Annotated in this window: 14 protein-coding genes and 1 tRNA gene; 4 read left to right on the forward strand and 11 right to left on the reverse strand. The window is 34.2% G+C overall.

Going from position 1 to position 18,140, the window contains the following annotated elements; translation table 11 throughout:
* Positions 1-56: 56 nt before the first annotated feature.
* The 9 genes from ASE55_RS20215 to ASE55_RS00045 all read right to left on the reverse strand — a co-directional run bounded on the left by ASE55_RS20215 (position 57) and on the right by ASE55_RS00045 (position 9,181).
* The gene (locus ASE55_RS20215) at positions 57-233 is read right to left on the reverse strand and encodes a hypothetical protein (RefSeq protein WP_157844615.1); all 177 of its coding nucleotides are present in this window, start codon (positions 231-233) and stop codon (positions 57-59) included.
* A 20-nt stretch (positions 234-253) separates the two neighbouring features.
* Positions 254-2,158 (reverse strand): type IV secretory system conjugative DNA transfer family protein, encoded by a 1,905-nt coding sequence (locus ASE55_RS00005; RefSeq protein WP_082474304.1) that lies wholly within the window; start codon positions 2,156-2,158, stop codon positions 254-256.
* Between the two features lie 12 nt (positions 2,159-2,170).
* Positions 2,171-2,932, reverse strand: coding sequence for a DUF5712 family protein (locus ASE55_RS00010; protein ID WP_056213771.1), 762 nt, complete (start codon positions 2,930-2,932; stop codon positions 2,171-2,173).
* Positions 2,922-3,338 (reverse strand): BfmA/BtgA family mobilization protein, encoded by a 417-nt coding sequence (locus ASE55_RS00015; RefSeq protein ID WP_056213774.1) that lies wholly within the window; start codon positions 3,336-3,338, stop codon positions 2,922-2,924. Before ASE55_RS00015 ends, ASE55_RS00010 begins: the two co-directional genes overlap by 11 nt.
* A 106-nt stretch (positions 3,339-3,444) precedes the next feature.
* On the reverse strand, positions 3,445-4,332 hold the full coding sequence (locus ASE55_RS00020; protein ID WP_056213777.1) for a toprim domain-containing protein: 888 nt from the start codon (positions 4,330-4,332) through the stop codon (positions 3,445-3,447).
* A gap of 419 nt (positions 4,333-4,751) precedes the next feature.
* On the reverse strand, positions 4,752-5,840 hold the full coding sequence (locus tag ASE55_RS00025) for a hypothetical protein (RefSeq protein WP_056213780.1): 1,089 nt from the start codon (positions 5,838-5,840) through the stop codon (positions 4,752-4,754).
* Between the two features lie 284 nt (positions 5,841-6,124).
* Positions 6,125-6,403: a helix-turn-helix domain-containing protein gene (locus ASE55_RS00035; protein ID WP_056213786.1), complete on the reverse strand. Its 279-nt coding sequence runs from the start codon at positions 6,401-6,403 to the stop codon at positions 6,125-6,127.
* 139 nt (positions 6,404-6,542) lie between these two features.
* Entirely contained in the window at positions 6,543-7,967 is a 1,425-nt protein-coding gene (locus ASE55_RS00040) for a hypothetical protein (protein ID WP_056213789.1), read from the reverse strand.
* Complete coding sequence (locus ASE55_RS00045) at positions 7,958-9,181, reverse strand: site-specific integrase (protein WP_056213791.1); 1,224 nt, start codon at positions 9,179-9,181, stop codon at positions 7,958-7,960. The genes ASE55_RS00040 and ASE55_RS00045 overlap by 10 nt, the downstream gene beginning before the upstream one ends.
* 473 nt (positions 9,182-9,654) lie before the next feature.
* Between ASE55_RS00045 and ASE55_RS00050 the strand changes: the two genes are divergently transcribed.
* The 3 genes from ASE55_RS00050 to ASE55_RS00060 all read left to right on the forward strand — a co-directional run bounded on the left by ASE55_RS00050 (position 9,655) and on the right by ASE55_RS00060 (position 12,150).
* Positions 9,655-9,736, forward strand: a tRNA-Leu gene (locus ASE55_RS00050).
* Positions 9,737-10,024: 288 nt separating this feature from the next.
* Positions 10,025-10,732, forward strand: a complete 708-nt coding sequence (locus ASE55_RS00055; protein WP_056213794.1) for a response regulator transcription factor — start codon at positions 10,025-10,027, stop codon at positions 10,730-10,732.
* Positions 10,733-10,734: 2 nt separating this feature from the next.
* Complete coding sequence (locus ASE55_RS00060) at positions 10,735-12,150, forward strand: sensor histidine kinase (protein ID WP_056213797.1); 1,416 nt, start codon at positions 10,735-10,737, stop codon at positions 12,148-12,150.
* Positions 12,151-12,213: 63 nt separating this feature from the next.
* On the opposite strand, the gene ASE55_RS00065 is transcribed toward ASE55_RS00060, so the two are convergent.
* Complete coding sequence (locus ASE55_RS00065; protein ID WP_056213799.1) at positions 12,214-14,916, reverse strand: TonB-dependent receptor; 2,703 nt, start codon at positions 14,914-14,916, stop codon at positions 12,214-12,216.
* Positions 14,917-15,414: 498 nt separating this feature from the next.
* On the opposite strand from ASE55_RS00065, the gene ASE55_RS00070 reads away from it, so the two are divergent.
* Positions 15,415-16,296: a cupin-like domain-containing protein gene (locus ASE55_RS00070; RefSeq protein WP_056213802.1), complete on the forward strand. Its 882-nt coding sequence runs from the start codon at positions 15,415-15,417 to the stop codon at positions 16,294-16,296.
* Between the two features lie 80 nt (positions 16,297-16,376).
* Here ASE55_RS00070 and ASE55_RS00075 read toward each other — a convergent pair whose 3' ends face one another.
* Positions 16,377-18,101 (reverse strand): hypothetical protein, encoded by a 1,725-nt coding sequence (locus ASE55_RS00075; protein WP_056213804.1) that lies wholly within the window; start codon positions 18,099-18,101, stop codon positions 16,377-16,379.
* Positions 18,102-18,140 lie beyond the last annotated feature (39 nt).

Here is an 18,140-nt window from a genome sequence, read left to right on the forward strand (position 1 = left end):
TTCCGATCTAAAATTATTTCTTTAAATAAATTTTTTAATTTTTGTCAAAAAAGATTTCAATTATTTTCTATAGTTCCAAATAAAGCCTTGTCAAGTTCTTTATAATCTACTTTCGGCTTTTCTGCTACTGTTTTAACTGAATTTTTTCTTATAGCAATTGAGATCAAAAAGATCATTACTATTAATATGGTTACAATGCCCCAAACTGAAATTTTGCTCTGTAATATTTTCATAACTTTTTTTTTATAATTATTTATAGGCTCCTGCTTGAAAACTTAAAGTTTCTTTCATTCTCTTCAAGTTCAGCGGATGAATTAGTCTCTTCATCTTCAATTATATTGATTCCGCTAAATTCTTCAGAACTATTATCGGGAGCTGGATTCATTTGCCTGGATCGGTCTTGCTTGCTTTCATTTTTATTAATTTCGTCTTTAAAAAGAGAAATAATTTCATTGACTTCATCCCTAACTTTTTCATAATAATCAGTAATGACGAAATCAGGCTGATTCTTAAACTGACTGTCTATCTGATACGCTAATTTCTTTCTTTTAACAGGTAAAAATTTCTCATGAATATAGGCTTCAGAACTTTCGGCAACTCTTCCAATGAATTCACCAACCGGCAACTCCATAAAAACTGAATTTCTGAAAACGTCTCTTTCCTGTACAGATCGGCTCTGACCAACGTTTCTTTTAAATGGGTTGAGAAAATGACGTGAAGTATTGTTACTTTCAAAATATTGATCTTTCTTTCCAAACTGTTTACTGAGAACATCTGCAGTATGACTACTGGAAACCTGACCGTAAAAATGATTTAGACAGCTTGCAAATAACACATCTGCTTTTTCTTTCGTGTAACCATCCGTAAGTTGTGAAAGATCCTGACAGAAAAACATACTTGCAATTTTATTGCTTCTACCTGTATTTGGAAGAGTTTGGATATCGTTAATAAAAACAGTTGGAAATTCATCCAATAATACAAAAGAATGGTGTTTATGTGGTTGATTCAATTGTTTTGCAGCAACTGAGATAATCAGACTACACAGAGGAGCTAATGTAGTCGCAATTGAAGGATTATTACCTACCGTTAAAACAATCGGATTATCCGGATTATTAATATTCAGATCAAAATCCTCTCCTCCGAGAATATACATGAACTCCGGAGTATTAATTTGTGCTACTGCTCCCTGCAATGATCCAACTACTCCCGCTAATTGTGAATTTGCTTCGCTCTCTAAAGCTGTAGCAAGTGATAATATCATTGCTTTGGTTTCGGAATTAGAAGATAGTAAAGCAATTAAATCAGTGTGATTTGTCGCAATCAATGCTAATGTATGTGGAAGATCACAATATTTAGGATATTCTTTCTTCAGAAACCAAATACAGGCTGTCAGAAGATCTGTTGCAGAACGTGACCAAAAATCCTCTTTCTTGATAGATTCTTTCATCAAATTTTTAGTGATGGCAGAAGCATATTCCCTTGCATACGCTGAATGAGGTAAATATTTTGGATTTAAAGGGTTACATCTATGGCTTTTAAGTGAATCATTAAAATTCAAAACATAATGCTTAATACCTGAATCAGAATAGAAAAGTTCTATATCATTTGCCAGTGCCGGATACTTAAAATCATAACAGATACCTGAAAACTTTTTTTGTGCTAACTCTCGTATAAAGGGGACTGCAAAACTTTCAGATTTTCCTGCTCCCGGCCCTCCTATTACTAAAATCCCACGAAAAGGATTAGGAATTTGAACGGTTCTTTTTTTCGTTTGCAAAGTTAATCCCTGAAATTTTTTCTTTGAATCTGTCAATAATGAAAAGCCTGTAAATTGTTTATTAATAAACCCAAACGGATAAAAAAGTAGTTTTTTATAAAAATTGAAAGGTATTTTCAGTGGCGGAATTAAAGATTTTACAATCCAGAATTGAATCAGAATGTATAAAAGTTCAGCATAACCGAAAAAAATTCCTACTACTAAAAATTTTAATCTTGCCAGGAAACTTGCTTCAGGAGATACCACCATTGAAAATCCGTGCTGAGATATGCTGTATAAGAATGAATTAATACCTATAATCTTCACTCCTAACATATACAATAAAAATAAAGACATTGCGACAATGATAAATTTTATCATTAAAATTGGATCTTTTTCCATGTTTATTATTTTTTATAGGCTTAAGCCCTGGTTATTTTTTTTATTTTGTTCGATAGTTTTTTTAATTTCAAATTGCTTTGAAGATTCCTGCTTTATTACTATTTCTATTACTCTTTTTCTTTCTTCGATTGTACCGTTTTTGATCGCATTACAATATTCAAAAGATTGTTTATAGTTTCTTTGAAAGGCAAATTTCTTATCAAAAGCTTCTTCGGATTTTTGAATGAAATTTTTACGGTCAAAACCTCCTTTAACCTGTCCTCTCGTTGTATTTTTATGGTTCGTCATTGGAGAAAGTTTCATTCTTTTATCTAAAGATTTTCTACTAACAACTATATGAACATGCATATCAATATTATTTTTCATGTTTCTTTCGTGATGAATTTTAGCGTAGTACATAATATCTTTAGCCTGTAATCCTTTTCCAAAATTTTCCGCATACTTCTGCATTACTTCATTTCTTACATAATCTTTCAAAGCGTCACTTCTTTCTTGGGAGGTTTTGCCAATTTGCTGTAATTCTTTTTCTGAAGGACTCACAGTAATGACAAAGAATTTTGCATCTTCTTTTGTCAGTTTTTGTCTATTGTTGTCAAGAGATTCAATAATTTCAGCTGAAGGAATTTTATACTGATAATGAGAAAAAAAGTGTTCAACTTGTTTTCCTTCCTTCATTCTTTCCAAGTCTTCATGTTCTAAATAATCAATCAGGTTTGATGAACTTCCGGAATTCGAATATTTACCACTTTCGCCACCCTGAATTTTAATGTTCATTCTGATTGCTTTGATTTAATAATTTCAAAGAATTTTTTGTTTCCATCGCAAAAGAATTAAACCCTCTGATGAATTCATTAAAATGTTCAATTTTCAAAATTTTTGAAAGATCATTTTTAATTCTTTCCTCACTCGAAACGATTGCTTCAAAACTTGGCCGTATAGTTTCCTTCTCCTGTATTTTTATAAAAGCAACAATCTGATCTATTCTTTTTATCACCTTTTCAAGTTCAGCTTTTGGAGATTCATGTTTAACTGGATCAAGTCCGGTTCTCTCAAAAAAATCTAACGAAACTGTAATAAATTCTTTCTTCGAAAGTCCTTTTTTTCTTACAAAGTTCTCCAGCCTTTTCAGGTCTTGTTGAGAAATAGCAATTGTTGTATTTGGCTTTTTAGTAGACTCCATTATATTGATTTATATGTAATAACTTCGATGAATAAAGCTCTTCAAGAGATTTACATATCATTGATATATAGTTTCAAAAAGATTAAATATTGTAATTTATTGACGGTCAGTCATTTCCCCGAAGGGGCAAGTCGAAACAGTGGCTCTGCCCAGTTTCGTCTTGCTGGATAAATCCACCCTTACAACCAAGCAAAAATTCATTAAAATCTTTATTTCCATTATAGAGAAAACTGTAATCTATTGCGTTGGAAAATGAAGACAATAGTTCATCTTTTGTCTTCTTTCCGGCAGGATCATTGTCGAGAAAAAGGAATATTTCTGAATAGTTTTGAAGATAATTTTTAGCTTTGTTTAACATAGAAATTGAGTTCAGAACTAAAATATCTTCTCTCAAATTTTCTTGAAGTTCTATATAAGAAAGAGCATCAAAAAAACCTTCAAAAACAACAATTCTATCACTACCATTTTTTAAAAGAGAAATATCTTTTTTAAGGAGTGAACCTTTGTAAAAACTATTTCTTAATTCATATCCTGATGAAAGATTTTCAAATCCAATTGCATAAAGCTTCTTGCTATTAATTGTAAATTTTATTTCTTTCAAATAAGTATAGACTTTTTTTGTCAGACCTCTTTCATTTAGATATTTTTTCAAGTTCCAATTCTTAAGTTCAGAAACTTCAGTAATTTCATAGTTAGGTTTTGCAATATCGGTTTGATGATGAAAAGAAGAAAAACTTTGTTCTGTTGTCCACGCCAATGCTTCACTTGTATTGCAATTAAGATATTTCCTTATAAAATCAATGTTGTTTCCTCCTACACCTTCAGAAAAAAGATACCATTGATTTTTTCTTTTATCAATCTTAAAAGATGCTTGTGTTTCGGTTCCAAAAGGATTCAGATACCAAGCTTCTTTTTCATTTTCTTTATTTGGAAGATGTCCAAGAGAACAAAGGACATCTTCCAGTCGGACTGAGTTAAATTGTTTACAGTTCATTTTTTTTTATTTTGATTAGCAAAAATTCCTTTTAATAAAAAAAGAAAACTTTTAAAGTACTTTTAATATATATTTTAGTAACTCCAGACAAAGCCTTTATAGGTGGGCTGTTAAGTCAAAAATGACAGGAGTGTAATACCGCAATTTGCAGGAGTGTAATACCGCAATCTACAGGAGCGCAATACCGCGAAAACATCAATAATAGCCGAGCGGAATACCGCAATTAGTTTGCGGATCCATCTGAGTTTTTCCTTATTACTACTTTTCAAATAAAAATTTCATTGGGGAAAGAGCGGAATACCGCAAAATCAGTACTTCGGATTTGTTTTTTAACATTTTCTTAACCTCAGAGAGCGCAATACCGCAATTGTTACGAGCACAATACCGCAAACACAAGAGCGCAATACCGCAAACTAAATTTATATTATAACCGGATAAGCATCTGGAAATCTTTTTCCGGTTTCCGATTCCCTATAAATTTCAATAAGGAATTCTTGTAATTTTTGAAGAAAGTAAATACCTCTTATATCAGTAGAAGCTCTTCCTTTAATCCTATTTTCTTTAATAAATCTTTTATAAGCTTCGTCGATCTGAAGTCTTATTTTTAAAATATTAGAATAACTATACAAAAACCTAGTTAAGTCAATATTTTCTAAATAATATCTTTTTCTAAAGTATCTTATTCTTTGATTTATAAGTCTAGCATCATTAGTTTTTTCTGTTAGAAGTCCTCTCTCAATATTTTTATTTAAATAAGGAATAATGGAAACGGTTTCATACTCGTATTTATAATTGAATGATAAATGGTTTAATTTATTGAGGTTTAGCCTGATTGGCTTTAAAAACTTGGAACAGAAATCATTTGAATTCTTATAATTAAGATTAAATTTCTGATTAAAGGTCGAAAGTTTTAAAGTCGTACCATTTTCAGGGATCTTTGATAGCCATATTGCAAATAAAATATGTTTGTTATTTCGTATTTGATAAACCAATTCATACATTATATGATTATATTCTGTTAGGATAATTAGTTTCTTAAGCCAAAAACTACTTATTAAAAAAGATGTATATCCTCTCTCTTCATAAGTTGGTAAAGAAATCAGACCCCCAAAGGTTTTAATGTCCTTGCCTGCTATGTTTTTTGAAGTATACCATCCCATTCTAAACCTTGCAAGATATTCATACGCTTCAATGATCTGCTTACTGGATCTTTTTCTTGAAATTTTGCTATTTCTGATCTTCATTGATATGAATACATTGTTTTCAGTTTCAAACTCTTCATCAAAAAGGGAAAGCTGTTTGATTTGTTTTTCAGGCATAAACTGATCATTTCTCAGAATTGAGATGATGTTGAAGATAATTCTTAATGCATTTATGGGTATATCAGTAGCTTTATTATCTTGAAACAAAAAGTCATCTGCAAATTGGTTACCTATTCTTATAAATTCGGCTTTATCAATGTCATTGTAACTTTTTTTGATAATTTTTTTACTTTGATCGGAAACCATATGGGGTCATCTTTTTAATTTCCTATTTATTCTTTTAATAACCTTTTGAAATATTGAAATTATCTTTAAAAATGTTTTCTTCAACATTTCGCTAAAACTTACTCTATAGTATTTCTCTACAAAATTGTCCTGAACTAGAATATTACAAGCTAGCCTCCGAAGATGGTGTCTTGATAGTTCCGGATCTCTTTGAATAGAATTCAAAAAGTCTTTCCTGGCTGTATTATTAGGCAGAGAATCTAGCTGTTTAATCAGTTCGTGTAATTCGTTCATTACAAGTTTGATTATTTACGATTTCTTTTACCGTATTCCAGAAGCTCTCTTTTCGAATAGTAAAATCTACCGCTGAAATTGTAGTAAGGAAGATTCTTATTTTTTCTCCAGTCTATGATTGTTGGAATGGAAACATGTAGGAATTTTGAAGCTTCGGTCTGAGAAATTAAATCTTCAGGTTGATCTTCTTCATTTTTTGAAGGAGCTATAAAACTCTGTGCTTTGTTGAGGATAATCTCAACTGCTTTTTCTAAATCATTCTTAGAATGTGAATAAAGTTGTATTGACATTTTATTAAACTTTTATTGGTTTTTCTAAAGCCAAAGTTCAAGTTTAAACAGATGAAAAAATAAATTCCGTTAAAAAACGGAATTTAAAAAGAGTTTAATCGATTGATTTTGAATGTCTTAATTTTAATATGTGAAATTGTTAGCGGATTAAAGAATTTAGTTGTTTTTGTATTTCATTATCTAAATTAAACCTTACCTCCCTATGAGACTTATTTATTGAAGTATTTTTATCTTCTTCCGGTTTATTAGCAAAATGGGTTAATAAATATTGTAAATCAGGAACTTTATAATAAAATTCTCTATCCTTATATTTTGAAAAAAAACGCATAATATACTTTATATTTTCAACCGTCAGCTCATTAGTCGTTGGAAAAACTGTGATTGATTCATCAGTAATAAACATGAATAAGTCTTTAAGATCTTTCTTTAACTGATCGTTGCCCAATAGACATTTGTCGACAAAGCCATTAAACAAAATAATAGTTTTATTAAAATCAATATTTGCCTTAAGTAAGTTTCTGTATCTGCTACTATTAAGCATGTTTTTTATGTCATTTTTAAACAGATTCTCTTCTTTAGTATCGTTGTTATGTTTTAATTCTTGCATATAACCATGAACACTCTTGAAAGCGCTAATATTATCATTAAAATAGTATTTTTTATTATAGTCTTCGACAAATCCCAGATATGGCAGCTTAAAATCTATTGAAACAATGAAAAAAGTAATATAATATTTAGAATCATATTTGTTGAGTTTCCTTGGGGAAAAATATTTATCTAAGTATGTGAGCAATTCATCATTTTCATCTGCATATAACTGTGCACGCATTCTAAACTCATAAAAGTTGTAACATTTAATGTAATTACATTTTGTTCTTGAAGTAATTTCTTCAAGAGTCATGTGAAGTTTGTTATTAATAATTTGAAAATTATCAATAACCTTATTTTTATCCAAAAAATTGAAGTTATCTGAAACGGTCATGAGATGATTCTCTAATTCTCTTGTACCTTTGAATAAATAAGGATAAAGATTAATTATGTCTATGTCATTAAAAGCAGTTTCATAGTTTAAAAATTGTAATTTACCGTAGTTAGACCGATCTTGATATCTTTCAACTACACGCCTAAATATCTTATTAATTTCTATATTGAAAAATATATCAATAATGCACACAACGCTATCATTATTTGTGAGCTTATATTCAATGTTAATTTCTTCAGGAAAGGAATTATCTATAGGAACTACCGAACCATAATCTCCATATACTTTTTCATATATTGAAGAATTTTCATGTATATAACCGTAAGTCTCTGTCTGAAATAATAATCCCATTACTGACAGTAAATGGTCTGAGTATTTATGAAGAGTTTCCTGATTCCTATTTATAAATTTTTCATGTTCTTTAAACAAAAAGAAAAATTTTTCTGAAGAACCTAAATATGAAATCTCTTCATATTTTTCTAAAATAGAATAGGTGTGTAAATCCTTTTCTAAATAGGAACTTAATATACTTGCGGATTCGCTTGTAATATATTTTAAGATAGTTAAATCATTTATTTCCATGCCTTATCCATTTGATCGTCCGTAAATGCTTCAGTAACTTTCATGTATTTATCTAAAACAGCATCTTTTTTAATATTAGCTATTTTTTTAATTGCCTTCGGTTCCATTCCTAAAAGCAGGGAATTTGTTATAAATGTTTTCCTAGCAGTATGGCTTGTAATAAATTTACATTTAGGTTGTGTTAAAGATTTTTTTTGATTGCCAATAAACCAATGTATTGTAAAAGGTTGTGTAATTTCAGCTTCCTCACAACACTCTTTTACATATTCATTAAATTTTTGAGATGAAATACGAGGTAATGGTTCGTAAATAGTACCTTTATACTTATTCAAAATCTCTTTTGCGTATTTATTTAGCTTAATCGCATGATTTTGAGTTTTCGTTTTTTGAATTGATAGAATTATATGTTCTTCAGAAATATTTGCTAGGTGAAGTTTTGAAAGGTCTGAAAATCTTAATCCCGTGAAGCAGCCCATGCAGTAAAAATCTCTAACATGGCTCAATCGTTCGCTTTCAAATTCTTTATTATAAAGAATCATTAGTTCTTCAAAAGTCAGATAAACAATATCGACATCATGCTCAGTGGCAATAAATTTTTCATACTCTCGATTGGAATGATAACCCTTTTCTTCAGACCATTTAAGAAATGATTTTAAGACTTTAATGATTTTGGCAAAGTAGTTTTGTTTAACTTTCTTATCCTGGTATGAATATTCCATTAGAGTCTCAAAGAATGGAGTGTTAACTTGGTCAAAAGAGATAATAAATCCGGAATCATCACAAAAATTTTTAAGATAATTTTTTACTGTAATTTGCCCCTTGGTTGTATTGGGAGTTTTCGTAAGTTTCCCTTTTTCTATATACTCATCAAAACATTGAAAGAAGTCAAATTTATTTTCAACTAATTGTTGTCTTTTTTCAAAAAGCTCATTAAACTTTTCTGCCGAAAACTCAATATCATTGACTTTCAAATAAAGAAAAAGCTTATTCACCTTATCCTCGATCTGTTGTAGGTCGTCATTAATGATCTGGTAATTGTTATCTTTTTCTTTCTTCAGGTTGGGTTTAACTCTATGTCCCGTCCAATGATTTTCTAAGACAGATAAACCTGTATTTTTCCTAATTCTTTTCCCATCATGACGTACAATAAGCTGTATTGGAATTAAGCCATCTTTATTTATTTTTTCTTTTCTTAATTCAAAAACTGTCTTCATTCTTAACTTAAATTAATTTAAACGAAATAAAGGGTGGCTAAATAGGTGGTTAAATTTAATTTTAAATGAGCTAAAATTGATTATACTGTCTATTTAAAAATCCTTTCTATTTCAAAGTTATTGAATATAAATGAATTAAAGATAAAGAAATTTTAAGAAAATTATATAGTACCCCCGTCTGGGGTACTTAAAAACCTCCGTAATTTGATTACGGAGGTTTTTTGTTTTTTGATCTGGTTAAGACTTAATACAAATGCTTCTATAAATCAATTGTGAAGAATCAAAAAATTTGAAAGATACACTTGCTTCTAAGGATTTCTTAATCAATACAATCAGAATTTAAAGAGGGGATTTAGCTTTATTTTTTCTCAATCTGTTCCAAAAAATTACATTATCCGGTATAAAATTATCCGGAAATATTTTTATATTTGCACTCACAAAGCAATACAGGTTCTTTAAAAAAAATCCAAACTGCGGATGTGGTGTAATTGGTAGCCACGCCAGAATCAGGATCTGGTGCCGCAAGGCATGGGGGTTCGAGTCCCTTCATCCGCACAATTTGCAGAAACAGTTCAGTTAGTCCGATCTTTATAAAAATTGAGGCAGAACTTAAATCTATATCTGTAAAACAAATTAATATTTCCTTTGGAATAATTAAAATCCTCTGTAATCAAATTATAGAGGATTTTTTGGCTTTGGTACAAGATGTATTTATTGATAATTCTTTATTTCAATCCATTTTCAATATAACTGAAGACACCTTCAGATATAACTGATACTTATTAGCCAAATAAAAATTCCGTTTATCTTCTTTTTTCTATTTTTGTACAATTCCCTATTCCAATGAAAAAAATTATCCTCATCGAAGACGAAACCAGTGTAGTTTCTTTTATCAAGAAAGGGCTGCAGGAGAATGGTTATGAAGTTTCCGTAGCTTTTGACGGAAAAACAGGTGTGCAGCTGGTACAGTCCAATGATTTTGATCTGGTAATCCTGGATATCATGATGCCTGAAATGAACGGACTGGATGCCTGCAAGGAAATCAGGAAAACCAACCAGCATGTCCCGATCCTGTTCCTGACAGCCTTAGGTACTTCCGAAAATATTGTATTGGGACTGGAAAGCGGCGGCGATGATTACCTGGTGAAGCCCTTCAAGTTTATTGAATTGGTGGCACGGGTAAAATCTTTACTGCGAAGAAGCAACAACGGAAGTACACCTGAAATTGCGGAGCCTGAAACTGATCAGGAGCACTTATACCAGTTTTCAGACCTGATTCTTAATGATTACACCAAAAAAGTAACCCGGGCCGGAGAAGAAATATCCCTGACCTCGACGGAATATAAACTGCTGCTGTATTTTCTTAATAACCCTGAAAAGGTAATTTCCAGAGCAGAAATCCTGGATGCCGTCTGGGGTGTGAATTATGACCTGGGAACCAATGTAGTGGATGTCTATGTCAACTATCTAAGGAAGAAACTGGATCATCAGGAAGATGAGAAACTGATCCATACCGTGATCGGTATGGGATATGTAATGAAAAAACCGTAACCATGTTCAACAGAGTCATAACCAACCAGACCAAGACCATGGTACTCCTGATGCTGGTTTTTACCGCCATTATCCTGTTGTTCAGCGGACTGGTGTATTTTTCGATTGTCAACTTTTCGCACCAGCGGTTTTATGAACTGCTTAAAATCCGGACGACTACCATTATCCAGATCGAAAAAAGTAAAGACAATCTTGATATTCCGGAAAATTATATCTTAAACGGACTGAATGATGAAGAGCTGCCGATGGAGCGCGACTATGTTTTTGCGGTTCCCGCTGATACCAATTTTAAGAAGATTTCACACGAGATCCATATTCCGGATTCTTTTTTCAAAAGTATTGTAAGAAAAGGGGAATCCAATTATAACGATAAGGAGTTCTATTATATCGGACAGACCTTCCGGCATGATCACAAGAATTATATTGCCATTGCGTCTGCCAAAAACCATTATGTTGTTTACTACCTTGGCTTCCTAAAACGCACCCTGATTACCTGTATTGTTCTTTCGCTGTTCTTCAGTATGATTTTTTCTTTTTATCTATCCAAGACATTATTTAAGCCCATCTTAAAAATTACGGGAAAAGTAAAGGATATAAGTTCTGAAAACCTTCACCTGAGGCTTGAACCTCAGCCCGACAATAAGGAACTGAATGAGCTGATTGAAACCTTCAACGGGATGCTTAATCGTATTGAAACATCTTTTGAAACCCAGAATCACCTGATCGGTAATGTTTCCCATGAGCTGAGAACGCCTTTAACGTCCATTATGGGAGAAGCGGATGTAGCCCTTTCAATTCCCAGGACCAATGATGAATATAAGGAAACCCTGAGTATTATCCTTGATGAAGCTGAAAAGCTGGACAGAAAAATCAAGGCATTGCTGATGATTGCCCAGACCGGTTTCGACGGGAAGATCCAGAAAATGGATAAGGTAAGAATTGACCAGCTGCTGTGGGACGTTATTGAAACCCTGAGGAAAATTGATGCAAGAAATAATATTTTCCTGGACATCAGCATGCTCCCTGACAACCCGAAGAAGCTGAAAGTTCAGGGAAATGAGCAGCTGCTGCATCTGGCCGTAGCCAATATCATCCAGAACGGCTGTAAATACTCTGATTTCGCACAGGTAAAAGTCTCATTGGGCGCAACGGATACGGATGTGTATCTTATTGTAAAGGACAACGGTATCGGTATTCCGGAAGAGGAGATGAAAAAGATTTATGATCCGTTTTTCAGGGCTTCGAATACCCATAACTATGAAGGATACGGAATCGGGCTGCCGCTGGCCAGGAATATCGTCAGAATGCATCACGGAGAACTTATTGTAAGCTCAAATGAAAATCAGGGAACAACAGTCCAGCTCAGATTCCCGAATTATTATCATACGACACAACAGCAGGAAATGAAAGAAAGCTGATACATTACCCGACCATTTGGAAAGAAGTAAAAACCAACCTCACTGAGGTTGGTTTTGTTTATATTATTTGAAATTGAATTTTACCGTAAACATAACCTGGCTCGGGCGGAGCTGGATTCTGGTATAAGAAATATTACTTGTGTTAATTTCATAGTTTTCAAATACTTTTTTATTCGCAATATTCATCCATTTAAGCTCAAAATCAATTTTCTTTTTAGCCCATGTGAACTGATAAGAGACATCATAGAAACCATTGTTGTATTTCTGTCCGGTTGCACTGGTGTTGACCTGATCCCAATTGAATCCTATCGTATGATTTTCTATCGGGTAGAAGAAAAGCCCTAAATTGTGTGTAAATCCTTTTCTTGCTGCATTAGAAATTACCTCTCCTGTACTGGTCTGTTTAGTTTTTGATAAGCTTGCATTATAATCTATGCTCATCCAGCTGAAATAGGTATTATTAAATTTAAAACCAACTGACTGACTGTTATTTTTGTTGGTAAAAGACGCATCATCTAAAAAAGCATCAGATTTAGAGGTATTGTTGCTGTAATTTACGGAAGCATTGGTTTTAAACTTCGGAAAATATTTTCCCACTTCCGCGCTATAGCTATTATTCAATATATGATTGTCCTGTACTATATATTGCATTACAGTAAACCCGGCAGTATTGATTGTAGGATTGGAAATAAGATTTCTCTTTGCATCTGAAAACCTGTAATTGATGTTGAAAAATAAATTGTTCAGTGGATTTCTGTATTCTAATCTTGTCCCGGCAGACTTATTATTATTCTGAGGAATAGGATTGTTAACATCCATCGCATTCAGTCCTGTAGGTGAAGTCATCAGAAGTCCTGAATATGCTGTATTAATTTCACCGAAATTATTATTGACATTGGCATTTACCGAAGCTTTCCAGAATGAAGCAAACGTATATTGCGCAAAAACACTCGGTTCAAAAGTAACTTTATTTACTGATTTTGAAACATTTCTTAACGGATCTTCTGCTTTAATATTATTGGAATTTACCGGAAAGTTAGCATAGAGCATCCAGGCATCATTTTTATAGTTTACCCCTACACTCCCGTAAGGCGTAGCTGTTGTATACTTCAGGTCATTATAATAATCCTGTCCGTATCCGAAATAAGTTCCTTCCTGCAGATTGGATAAAACCGTATTTAAATCCGTTGATTTAAAGTTGAATCCGACTTCCGGAGTAAATGTCCATCCTTTAGTTGAAAATCCGATATTGGCAGAATGGTTGGCTTCAAAGGTTTTAAGCCTTAAATTCTGTCTTACTGTTTCTGCATAGGCACCGGGATTAAACCCCGGAATGGTAATATAGGATGCCGGAGAAACATCCAGGGTCTGACGGTCTGTTTGGTAACTTATAAAAGACAGTACATTCACCATTTTCTCTTTCCACGGAACAATTGTACTTAATGAGTTCTGGAATGATGTAGTAGGAGATTCAATTGCCTCTTCTCCGTGTGTTGTAGAATTCACCAAACTGTTAACCCTCCTGTCAACAATTCCACGGTCTGCATTCCAATACTGGGAGAAACTCGTGGTATTCTTAAAGAATCCTTTTTTAGCATTTTTTGTAAAAATCAGTTCTCCTTTTGCCTTATCCGTATAAAAATTATTTAATATGTTCTGTATTACTGTTGATTGAGGTCTTTTCGGACTGGCAAAATATTCAGTCTCGCTGTAAGACTCCCTTTCTACGGCATTATTGGTATAGTTGGCATTGGCTTTAAGTTCCCATTCTTTTTTCTTATCGATATTGGTCAGGTAGTTGGCAGACAGGTAATGCACGTTGTTCATCAGGTATCTTTTTACCGGAAGGTTAGGCGTACTCGCATTTTCTACATTTAACCAGTCGTTTTGTGAAGCATTGATCCTTCTTCCTTCAAAACGGCTCCCGAAAGCCAGGATATTCCCCTCGTTTTCTACCTGTTCGCCCATGTTGTTGGTTTTATAGTTAACCACCCACTGGCTTTTCTGGCCGAAAAACATCGGTGTCAGCTTGACATTCCACAACCAGGGATCTCCGAAACCGGTTCCCACTTCTCCCCTTCCGGTCATGGTTACAGAGTTTTTCAGCTTGATATTGATAGCTGCCTGATCTGAAGGCACTTTATTCTGAAGTATTTTTACAGGCTGGTGGTTTTCCAGTACCTCAACTTTTTGTACGGCATCTTTCGGAAGCGAGTTGTTGATGGTTCCGTATCCGCCTTCCATTAAATCTTTTCCGTTGACATAAAATTTATTGATGGCATTTCCCTGGTAAAGAATTGTCCCGTCGGTATTCACTTCAATTCCCGGGATTTTTCTCATCACATCAGCCAGCGTCCTGTCGCTTTTGCTGTCGAAAGCTTTAAGGTCATACGCAATGGTATCCCCTCTTGCCGTGATCATTTTTGTTTTCAGCTGTACTTCCTTGATTTCCGTGGCTTCCCCTTCCATCTTAAAGCTCAGGGTCTGATCGCTGTTATTGATCTGTTTGGTTAAAGGTCTTTGGTTGAATGCCTTTACTTTCAGGTCAACATTGGGTTCTGTGGAAGTAAAGGTTACTTTGTATTCCCCTTTCGAGTTGGTGATTCCGTACGCGAGGATCGCATCTTTACCCGGTTCCTCTATCGTTACGCTTGCGCTTGGGATTGCCACGCCGTCTTCGTCCGTGATTTTCCCCGAAACGGTCTTCTGTGCGAACGAAAGAACAGAGAGAAAAACCATCAGGAATAAGGAAATTTTCATTTTCATAATGTATTATTTGATTAATTAGTTAACGGTTACGGCTTTTTGTTACACCTTTAAAGATGCTATTTTACAGGAAAAGTTAAAGCCTGTCTTTTATCACTACAAACATAGTGATGTTTTTACGATATTGAGCTTTTATTTTTATTTATAAATTCTTACAAAAAGGTTGATTTGCCTGACAATTTATTACAGCGCTTTTTATCCGCTTTTATAATTTATTTAAACCATAACCATTCTTTCAGAATAAAAAAATGACAGGATATCTTATTTTGGTCATATTTTGTTAACTTTAAAATCTTTATCTTTAATTAATCAGGCTTTTTAAAAGCATCCTGCTGTGCTGGATTTAAGTAGCTGATGATCATATTTTGTTAATCAGGCATTATATTGTTATTTAGGCTAAATCGTTAAAAATGATTTGAATCATAGATTAAAAAAAGCTTAAACCCGTTAACATATATTTTTTATTTAATAATTTTGTAACATTAAATTTTTAAAACAATGGGAATTAATTTAAAGCCGATTGATATTGTAGATGATATTACCCAGGAAGAGTTTATCAAAAAATATCTGAAGCCAAGAAAGCCGGTGGTCATCAAGAACATGGCGAAAAAATGGCCGGCGTACCAGAAATGGACCATGGAATATATGAAGGAAGTCGTAGGCGATGTGGAAGTTCCTTTGTATGACAGCGCCAAGGCTGACCCTGCTGCTCCCATTAATACTCCTACTGCAAGGATGATGTTCAAAGATTATATCGACCTGATTCAGAAGGAACCCACGGATCTGAGGATTTTTTTCTTTGATCCCATAAAGCACGCTAAAAAATTACTGGAAGATTATATATCCCCAAAAGACCTGATGGGTGGGTTTTTAGATAAGTACCCTTCCATGTTCTTCGGAGGTAAAGGTTCTGTAACCTTCCTTCACTATGATATTGACATGGCGCATATTTTCCATACCCATTTTAACGGAAGGAAACATGTTCTGCTTTTTGATTATAAATGGAAAGAAAGGCTGTACCAGCTTCCTTATGCCACGTATGCGCTGGAAGATTACGACATTGAAAATCCGGACTTCAATAAATTTCCTGCCCTGAACGGCGTGGAGGGCGTTGAATGTTTCCTGGAACACGGCGATACCCTGTTTATGCCTACCGGATGGTGGCACTGGATGAAATACCTGGACGGAAGTTTCTCCATTTCTTTAAGGGCATGGGATAAATCCTGGGGCGTAAAAGCCCATTCTTTATGGAATCTTACCGTACAGCGTAAATTCGATGATATCATGAAGAAGAACTTCAAAAAGAAGTATATGGACTGGAAAGAAAAAGTAGCCGTAAAACGTGCTGAATTTGCACTGAAAAAAGGCCTTCCGAAATAAATAAAGTAAAAAGACGCTTCTGATGAAACGTCTTTTTTTATTTACTGACTTACCTGAACCGGCAAGCATAAAAAGCAGTCTTATAAAATCCTGTACACCGGATACTGCCTGAATGTACTGTGTTCGAAATAAGGAGAGTTTCTGTAAATCCAATCCAGCTGGGCGGTCCCGTCATCAGCAAACTGTTTGTCTGCAGATTTTTTAGCTTCAAACCTCTGTTTTAAATCTTTATCTTTTTTCAGTAATTCCGCTGCAGTATCTTCAAAAATATAGGCTGAGTAGTATTCTTTCTGTGCTAAAATCCCGTCAAAGAAATTCCAGTTGAAGAACGAATCCAGAGCGGACGGCTCCAGCGTCTCAATAATATATTTTACGCCTTCCTGGTTAACAGGGACCAGATAATCCCCTGCTGTGAAAGCCATACTTTTCTTGGATGCATTAACTGTGGTTTCATAATGAAGATAATGGCCTTCATAGGGGTTTTTAACCGTTTTAAAATCACTGATGGCATAAGATTCTACTTGGATTGTGCTGTCACGCATAAGCGGCTGCATCCGGATCCCGTTTCTTTTAAATTCCTCAATAACCTTATCCTGCGACTTAGGGATCACGTAATATTCAGGAATGGTAACATATCCTGTGGGAACTGCCGTAGTAAACAGCTTTATTTTTTTAATAAAGGGTTTCTTACGGTCATAATACAGCCGGGGCTTCCCGGAAATTTCGCTCGGCTTATATTTTCCTTCATAACCTTTGAAATCCATCGTTGTATATTTCGCAGAATCTATTTTCCACCGGATCCCGTACTGTTTTCCGGCCCGATACTGTTTTAAGTTTTCAATCCTGAGCTGTTTTATTTTTTTGTATTCCTTATCTAAATTCTGAAGGTTAACCAGCATGTATTGATAAGTCGCATCTACTCTTCTGTCATACGGTTTCAGCATATGGGTTTCGGGCATGGTGGCCAACGCATTGAAGAGAGAAGCATATCCTGTAGAATATCTCGGGGAGTCTTCAAAAGCAGCAAATCCGATCTCGGGAACATCGCCGTGGATATTCACATACGGCGTGCTTTCGTATCCTGCCTTTTTTAAATCCTCAAGATTTTCAGCCTGGAAATGGTTGTAGAAATAGGTACCCAAAACATTTCCCAGCCGTTCCTTGAAGGTAGAGATGTAGGTAAAAGTATACTGGTAGTCTGCGCCGTTGCTCACATGGTTATCAATAAAAACATCCGGTTTCAGCCACTGATAGATCTCCTGGAAACTTCTGGCATTTTTAGTATCAGCCTTGATGAAATCCCTGTTCAGGTCATAGTTCCGGGCATTTCCCCTGAAGCCGTACTGTTCCGGGCCGTTCTGATTGGCCCTGGAAAATGACCCTCTGTTGAGCATTCCGCTCACGTTGTAAGCTGAAATGGCCGCCACAATAAAGTTCTGCGTCGTTTTTATTTTCTTTGCTGCCAGATCCCTCATCAGCATCATGGTGGCATCAATTCCGTCAGGCTCGCCGGGATGAATCCCGTTATTAATAAACAGAACTGCTTTTTCTTTTCTTAACTGATCCAGGTCTTTTTCCGGAAAGGGGTTGTACACCACGACATACATCGGTTTCCCGTTGTCATCCTCCCCTTTTTTCAGGTACTGAATGGTGCTGAAGTTTTTGGCTAAATCCTGATAATAGGCATTCATTTCTTCATAAGTAACGGTCTGATTGCCATTTCCTTTTTCGAAAGGTGTCTTAAAATGAGTCTGGGCAAAACACCAGCAGGATATAAAAGTACATAGGAAAGCGTTGAGTTTCATTGACGTGATATTTCAGGCTTCAAAATTACTCAAAGTTTT

This window comes from Chryseobacterium sp. Leaf201 (genome assembly GCF_001421435.1).
Lineage (GTDB): Bacteria > Bacteroidota > Bacteroidia > Flavobacteriales > Weeksellaceae > Chryseobacterium.

What these genes read in the sequence shown, in the direction of transcription:
- ASE55_RS20215 (WP_157844615.1), bottom strand. Translation starts at nt 233, where the DNA reads ATGAAAATATTACAGAGCAAAATTTCAGTTTGGGGCATTGTAACCATA.
- ASE55_RS00005 (WP_082474304.1), bottom strand. Translation starts at nt 2,158, where the DNA reads ATGGAAAAAGATCCAATTTTAATGATAAAATTTATCATTGTCGCAATG.
- ASE55_RS00010 (WP_056213771.1), bottom strand. Translation starts at nt 2,932, where the DNA reads ATGAACATTAAAATTCAGGGTGGCGAAAGTGGTAAATATTCGAATTCC.
- ASE55_RS00015 (WP_056213774.1), bottom strand. Translation starts at nt 3,338, where the DNA reads ATGGAGTCTACTAAAAAGCCAAATACAACAATTGCTATTTCTCAACAA.
- ASE55_RS00020 (WP_056213777.1), bottom strand. Translation starts at nt 4,332, where the DNA reads ATGAACTGTAAACAATTTAACTCAGTCCGACTGGAAGATGTCCTTTGT.
- ASE55_RS00025 (WP_056213780.1), bottom strand. Translation starts at nt 5,840, where the DNA reads ATGGTTTCCGATCAAAGTAAAAAAATTATCAAAAAAAGTTACAATGAC.
- ASE55_RS00035 (WP_056213786.1), bottom strand. Translation starts at nt 6,403, where the DNA reads ATGTCAATACAACTTTATTCACATTCTAAGAATGATTTAGAAAAAGCA.
- ASE55_RS00040 (WP_056213789.1), bottom strand. Translation starts at nt 7,967, where the DNA reads ATGGAAATAAATGATTTAACTATCTTAAAATATATTACAAGCGAATCC.
- ASE55_RS00045 (WP_056213791.1), bottom strand. Translation starts at nt 9,181, where the DNA reads ATGAAGACAGTTTTTGAATTAAGAAAAGAAAAAATAAATAAAGATGGC.
- ASE55_RS00055 (WP_056213794.1), top strand. Translation starts at nt 10,025, where the DNA reads ATGAAAAAAATTATCCTCATCGAAGACGAAACCAGTGTAGTTTCTTTT.
- ASE55_RS00060 (WP_056213797.1), top strand. Translation starts at nt 10,735, where the DNA reads ATGTTCAACAGAGTCATAACCAACCAGACCAAGACCATGGTACTCCTG.
- ASE55_RS00065 (WP_056213799.1), bottom strand. Translation starts at nt 14,916, where the DNA reads ATGAAAATGAAAATTTCCTTATTCCTGATGGTTTTTCTCTCTGTTCTT.
- ASE55_RS00070 (WP_056213802.1), top strand. Translation starts at nt 15,415, where the DNA reads ATGGGAATTAATTTAAAGCCGATTGATATTGTAGATGATATTACCCAG.
- ASE55_RS00075 (WP_056213804.1), bottom strand. Translation starts at nt 18,101, where the DNA reads ATGAAACTCAACGCTTTCCTATGTACTTTTATATCCTGCTGGTGTTTT.